The organism is Microvirga aerophila, from assembly GCF_003332305.1.
GTDB lineage: Bacteria > Pseudomonadota > Alphaproteobacteria > Rhizobiales > Beijerinckiaceae > Microvirga > Microvirga aerophila.
Genome location: NZ_QOIO01000126.1, coordinates 1 through 5,669 on the forward strand (window position 1 = coordinate 1; position 5,669 = coordinate 5,669).

At 64.4% G+C, this 5,669-nt stretch carries 6 protein-coding genes and 2 pseudogenes; 6 read left to right on the forward strand and 2 right to left on the reverse strand.

Annotation, left to right across the window (positions count from 1 at the left end; translation table 11 throughout):
• Nucleotides 1-216 precede the first annotated feature (216 nt).
• From DRB19_RS28710 to DRB19_RS28735, 6 genes and pseudogenes are all read left to right on the forward strand, one after another.
• Nucleotides 217-750 (forward strand): winged helix-turn-helix domain-containing protein, encoded by a 534-nt coding sequence (locus tag DRB19_RS28710; protein WP_162815945.1) that lies wholly within the window; start codon nt 217-219, stop codon nt 748-750.
• Nucleotides 731-1,075, forward strand: a complete 345-nt coding sequence (locus DRB19_RS28715) for a transposase (RefSeq protein WP_245439897.1) — start codon at nt 731-733, stop codon at nt 1,073-1,075. Before DRB19_RS28710 ends, DRB19_RS28715 begins: the two co-directional genes overlap by 20 nt.
• A gap of 123 nt (nt 1,076-1,198) precedes the next feature.
• Entirely contained in the window at nt 1,199-1,891 is a 693-nt protein-coding gene (locus DRB19_RS28720; RefSeq protein WP_245439896.1) for an IS5 family transposase, read from the forward strand.
• 126 nt (nt 1,892-2,017) lie between these two features.
• Nucleotides 2,018-3,271, forward strand: coding sequence for an IS21 family transposase (gene istA, locus DRB19_RS28725; RefSeq protein ID WP_114189366.1), 1,254 nt, complete (start codon nt 2,018-2,020; stop codon nt 3,269-3,271).
• Nucleotides 3,268-4,139: pseudogene (gene istB / locus DRB19_RS28730) on the forward strand (IS21-like element helper ATPase IstB). The gene istA and the pseudogene istB overlap by 4 nt, the downstream one beginning before the upstream one ends.
• Before the next feature lie 61 nt (nt 4,140-4,200).
• Nucleotides 4,201-4,362 (forward strand): annotated as a pseudogene (locus DRB19_RS28735) (transposase); the annotation flags it as partial.
• Nucleotides 4,363-4,387: 25 nt separating this feature from the next.
• Here DRB19_RS28735 and DRB19_RS28740 read toward each other — a convergent pair.
• Entirely contained in the window at nt 4,388-4,993 is a 606-nt protein-coding gene (locus DRB19_RS28740) for an IS630 family transposase (protein ID WP_114189367.1), read from the reverse strand.
• Nucleotides 4,920-5,453, reverse strand: a complete 534-nt coding sequence (locus DRB19_RS28745; protein WP_162815945.1) for a winged helix-turn-helix domain-containing protein — start codon at nt 5,451-5,453, stop codon at nt 4,920-4,922. Before DRB19_RS28745 ends, DRB19_RS28740 begins: the two co-directional genes overlap by 74 nt.
• Nucleotides 5,454-5,669 lie beyond the last annotated feature (216 nt).

The window sequence follows — 5,669 nt, forward strand, 5'->3', positions numbered from 1 at the left end:
AGACGGACGAGAACTACGGCTCTTTCGTTGCTCTTGCTCTGAGCTTCATCCTCATCAAATCCGTCCACACGACCTAGGTCATTGTATTTTGGAAAACGACAAGGCTGATCTTCCAAGTTCTCGATCATACCCGCTCAGGGAATTGCTGACTCGCATTTGCGATAAGGTGCGTGGCGTGACTTACTGAGGAGCGGGGTGCTGTTGATGGAGGTCAGCATGGCCGGGCTCCCGATCCGTCAGGACTACTCGCCATCAGATCTGCGCACGCGGGCCGTCCGCGAGAAGGATTGTCGGGCCGCCCTGCGGTTGCTGGCGATCGCCAATGCCCTGGAAGGCATGACCCGGGCCGAAGCCGCCCGGCTGGCCGGCATGGAGCGCCAGGCCCTGCACGCTGCCATCCAACGTTTCAATGCTGGGGGACCTGACGCGCTGCATGACCGCCATTGCTCCGGTCGTCCGGAACAACTCGGCCCTGGTCAGCAGGCCGCCCTGAAGGCCCACATCCTGCGCGGGCCGGAGCCCGAGCGCGATGGGGTCAGCGCCTGGCGCCTGGTCGATCTGTGTGACTATGTCGAGCGAACTTATGGCGTGAGCTACAGCGAATGGGGGCTCTCGTGCCTGCTCAAGCGGCTGAACCTGTCGCGTCAGAAGACCCGGCCCTCGCACCCGAAGGGCCATCCGGCCGCGCAGGCGGCATTCAGAAAAGGAGCTGCCGTCACAGCTGCAAACCATCGCCGCAGAGCATCCTGAGGCCCGCCTCCAGCTTTGGTGTCAGGACGAGGCGCGCTTTGGCCAGAAGGGCCGGACAACGCGCGTCTGGTATGAGCGCGGCATGCGTCCGCCCGGGGTCGTCGATCAGCGCTTCGAGAGCCTGTATCTGTTTGCCGCCTGCCGGCCCGGCACGGACGAGACCTTCGCGCTGGCGCTGCCGCGGGTGAACGTGGACGCGATGACGATCTTTCTGGAGCACTTCTCGCGTCAGCTTGCGCCAGGCGTCCACGCGGTGCTCGTGCTGGATCAGGCCGGCTGGCACGACGCGCGGGCCCTGCTTGTGCCGGAAACCATCACCCGCTAGAGCACTTTCGACTTAGAGGCTGGTGAGCAATTTTATTGCTCAATCTAAGTTTTTGATTTAACATAGGTTCGGAGCTGGCTGCTGCTGCGGATGCGGGCTGTTTGACGATCCGGGAGCCCCGCCATGGATGCCAGTTCCTACGCCAGCGATCTCACCGATGCGGAATGGGCGCAGCTTGAGCCCCTCGTTCCGCGCAGCCATCCCGCCGGGCGACGACAGACTTATCCGCTCCGGCGCATCATCGACGCCATCTTCTATCTGCTGCGCACCGGCGCTCAGTGGCGGCTGCTCCCACACGAGTACCCTCCGCGTTACGCCGTGTTCTACCACTATGCGCAGTGGCGCGAGAACGGCACGTGGGAGCAGGTGACCCAGGTTCTGCGCGAGAGCTATCGCCGCACCATGGGCCGGGCTCCTCAACCGAGTGCAGCGATCATCGACAGCCAGTCAGTCAAGACCACTGAGATGGGCGGACCGCGTGGCTATGATGGCACCAAAAAGATCAAGGGCCGCAAGCGCCATCTTCTTGTTGATACACAAGGCAATCTGCTGAAGACCAAGGTACATCCGGCCGACATCCATGATCGTGCCGGAGCCGAACTCTTGTTGGAGGGTCTGCAGCATCTCTTCCCGGCCATCGAGCTGATGTGGGCCGACACGGCTTATCGCGGATTGAAGGATTGGCTCTGCAAAGCGCTGGACTGGCGGCTGTCGATCCCGCAGCATTGGTGGACCGGCGGCATCTGGATGCGGGCGGATGCGGAGCCGCCGACGCACCCGAGCGGCTTTCAGGTGCTCGTGTTGATACCGGAGTGAAACTCCCCAGACCTGCCGATTAAATTTTCACCAGGTGAGCGCGGCGGCCGAGCGTTTCGGCCGCCGTCGGGAAGACCGGCAGGCTCTCTTCGCCGATGCTGCTCCTGATGGTCAGGAGGACAGGCGGTGATCCAGCTTGGGGAGGTAGTCATGATCCTGGAATGGCACCGGCAGGGCATGTCGGTCTCGGCCATTGCCCGCCAGAGCGGCCTCGACCGCAAGACCGTGCGCAAGTACATCCACCGCGGCCTGGAGGCGCCGGCCTACGGTCCGCGCAAGCCGCGTCAGACCGTCATCGATCCCTTTACCGGCTACTTGCGCGAGCGCGTGAGCGCCTTTCCGGGCCTGACCGGCTCTCGCCTGTTCCGCGAGATCAAGGAGCACGGTTATGCCGGCGGCTACACTGCTGTCACAGACTTCCTGCGCGAGATCCGCCCCGCCCCGACGTCTCCCTTTGAGGTCCGCTTCGAGACCCCGCCCGGCGCGCAGGCCCAGGTCGACTTTGCCCAGTTCCAGGTCGTCTTCACCGATGAGCCCTCCACCCCGCGCATCGTGTGGCTGTTCTCGCTGGTGCTCGGCTACAGCCGCCTGATCTGGGCCCGCTTTGTCCTGCACCAAGATCTGGCGACGTTGCTGCGCTGTCATGTGGCCGCCCTTGAGGCTTTGGGCGGTGTGCCGCACGAACTGCTCTACGACCGCATGAAGACCGTGGTCACGGGTGAAGCCCACTCTGGCGGGATCGTCTACAACCGCGCCCTCATCGATCTGGCCCGCCACTTCGGCTTCCATCCCAAAGCCTGCCGGCCCTACAGGGCCAAGACCAAAGGCAAGGTCGAGCGGCCCTTCCGCTACATCCGCGAGGACTTCTTCCTGGCCCGCTCCTTCAGCAATCTCGAAGATCTGAACCGGCAGCTGCAGCACTGGCTTTCCACGGTGGCCAATCCACGCGTGCACGCCACCACACGCCGCGTCGTCATGGAGGCCTTTGCCGAGGAGCAGTCCTTCTTGCGGCCTCTGCCGCTGGTCCCGTTCCGCTCGGTGCTGCGCCTGGAGCGGCGGATCTCACGCGAGGGCATGGTTAGCGTGGGCGGCAACTTCTACAGCGTGCCCGACGCCACCCGCCGGCGCGTGGTCGAGGTGCACACCCTGGCCAACGAGATCCGGATCTTCGAGGAGGGCGAGCTGATTGCCGCCCATCCGGTGCTGGAGGGCCGCCACCAGCGCCGGGTTGCTCCCGGACACCGTAAGAGCCTGCCCACGGGGCACAGGCGTGGATCTGAGGCCTCCCCAGTCAGCCGCGCCGGCGACGTGGTCGCGCAGCGTTCGCTCGAATTCTACGATGCGGTCGCCCGCCACCTGGCCCGGGAGACCCGCGCATGAGTGCCGCTCTCGAGCTCACCCCCACCACCCTGGAGCGGATCCGCCAGGATCTGGTCGGCCTGAAGATGCCGCGCGCCCTGGAGGCGCTCGACGCCATCGTGCGTCGTCTCGAGCAGGGCGAGATCAGCGCGCTGGAGGCCATCGACACGCTGCTGTCGGAGGAGCTGACGCTGCGCGAGAACAGTCGCATCAAGACCGGTCTGCGCATGGCGCGGCTGTCGACGATCAAGACCCTGTCGGGCTTTGACTTTACCTTCCAGCCTTCGCTCGACCGCGACCGCATCCTCACCCTGGCGCAGTTGGGCTTCATTGGCCGCTGCGAGGTCGTGCACTTCCTCGGCCCGCCCGGCACTAGCAAGAGCCATCTGGCCACGGCGCTGGGAGTGGAGGCGGTCAAGGCCGGCCGGAGCGTGTACTTCTGTACGCTGGCGGATCTGATCGGCATGCTCGCGCGTGCCGAACGTGAAGGGCGTCTGGCGGAGCGGATCCGGTTCTTCTGTCGGCCCACGCTGCTGATTGTGGACGAGATCGGATACCTGCCGGTGGCGTCCGGGGCGGCAACCTGTTCTTCCAGCTGGTCAATGCCCGCTACGAGCGCGGAGCGATGATCATGACCTCGAACCGCGGGTTCGCCGAATGGGGCGAGGTGTTTGGCGATCCTGTTGTGGCCACGGCCCTGCTGGATCGGCTTCTGCATCATGCAGTGGTGATCCAGATTGAGGGCTCAAGCTACCGGCTGCGGCAGCACGCCGAACTGATGCCCGAGCATGTGCGGTCCAAGGCGCTGATCACGCCGCCTGATCCGGCGCCAATCCTGCGCCGTCGAGGCCGACCTCCGAAAAACGGACCGATGCCCCTGGGGACGTAACCGGCACAAGTGGGGAATTTTACTTCGGCGCTTCTGGGGACGATTCAAACGGCATTGACAGCTCGCACGCCGATGGGTGGTGGAGCGAACACTGGCATGGCTGACCACCAACCGCCGGCTCGCCAAGGACTACGAACGCTTGGTCGAAACCGGCGAGATGCTGCTCTATCTCGCCATGAGCCGCATCCTGCTCCGGCGCCTCACCTCAAAAAGAGAAAGATAATTGCTCACCAGCCTCTTATACCCGGTCAGGGAATTGCTGACGCAGTGAGGTACGGGTAGGCCGTCAATGTTGTGAGACGGCCTGTCTCGTCGAGGAGACGGTTCCAGACGCGGCAGACCGCCTCCAACACCGCTTCATAATCGTCGAGCACGCGATGCGAGAGGTAGCGCTCACGCAGATACAGCCAGACCCGCTCCACCGGGTTCAACTGGGGTGACGCCGGCGGCAACGGCAAAAGGGTGATGGTTTCCGGCACAAGCAGGGCCCGCGCGTCGTGCCAGCCGGCCTGATCCAGCACGAGCACCGCGTGCACGCCGGGCGCAAGTTGCCGGGCAAACTGCTCCAGAAAGGTTGTCATCGCGTCGGCGTTCACCCGCGGCAGCGCCAGCGCGAAGGTCTCGTTCGTGCCGAGCCGGCAGGCGGCAAACAGATCCAGGCTCTCGAAGCGCTGATCGACCACGCCGGGCGGACGCATGCCACGCTCATACCAGACGCGCGTTGTCCGGCCCTTCTGGCCAAAGCGCGCCTCGTCCTGACACCAAAGCTGGAGGCGGGCCTCAGGATGCTCTGCGGCGATGGTTTGCAGCTGTGACGGCAGCTCCTTTTCTGAATGCCGCCTGCGCGGCCGGATGGCCCTTCGGGTGCGAGGGCCGGGTCTTCTGACGCGACAGGTTCAGCCGCTTGAGCAGGCACGAGAGCCCCCATTCGCTGTAGCTCACGCCATAAGTTCGCTCGACATAGTCACACAGATCGACCAGGCGCCAGGCGCTGACCCCATCGCGCTCGGGCTCCGGCCCGCGCAGGATGTGGGCCTTCAGGGCGGCCTGCTGACCAGGGCCGAGTTGTTCCGGACGACCGGAGCAATGGCGGTCATGCAGCGCGTCAGGTCCCCCAGCATTGAAACGTTGGATGGCAGCGTGCAGGGCCTGGCGCTCCATGCCGGCCAGCCGGGCGGCTTCGGCCCGGGTCATGCCTTCCAGGGCATTGGCGATCGCCAGCAACCGCAGGGCGGCCCGACAATCCTTCTCGCGGACGGCCCGCGTGCGCAGATCTGATGGCGAGTAGTCCTGACGGATCGGGAGCCCGGCCATGCTGACCTCCATCAACAGCACCCCGCTCCTCAGTAAGTCACGCCACGCACCTTATCGCAAATGCGAGTCAGCAATTCCCTGAGCGGGTATGATCGAGAACTTGGAAGATCAGCCTTGTCGTTTTCCAAAATACAATGACCTAGGTCGTGTGGACGGATTTGATGAGGATGAAGCTCAGAGCAAGAGCAACGAAAGAGCCGTAGTTCTCGTCCGTCT

What these genes read in the sequence shown, in the direction of transcription:
- DRB19_RS28710 (WP_162815945.1), top strand. Translation starts at nt 217, where the DNA reads ATGGCCGGGCTCCCGATCCGTCAGGACTACTCGCCATCAGATCTGCGC.
- DRB19_RS28720 (WP_245439896.1), top strand. Translation starts at nt 1,199, where the DNA reads ATGGATGCCAGTTCCTACGCCAGCGATCTCACCGATGCGGAATGGGCG.
- DRB19_RS28745 (WP_162815945.1), bottom strand. Translation starts at nt 5,453, where the DNA reads ATGGCCGGGCTCCCGATCCGTCAGGACTACTCGCCATCAGATCTGCGC.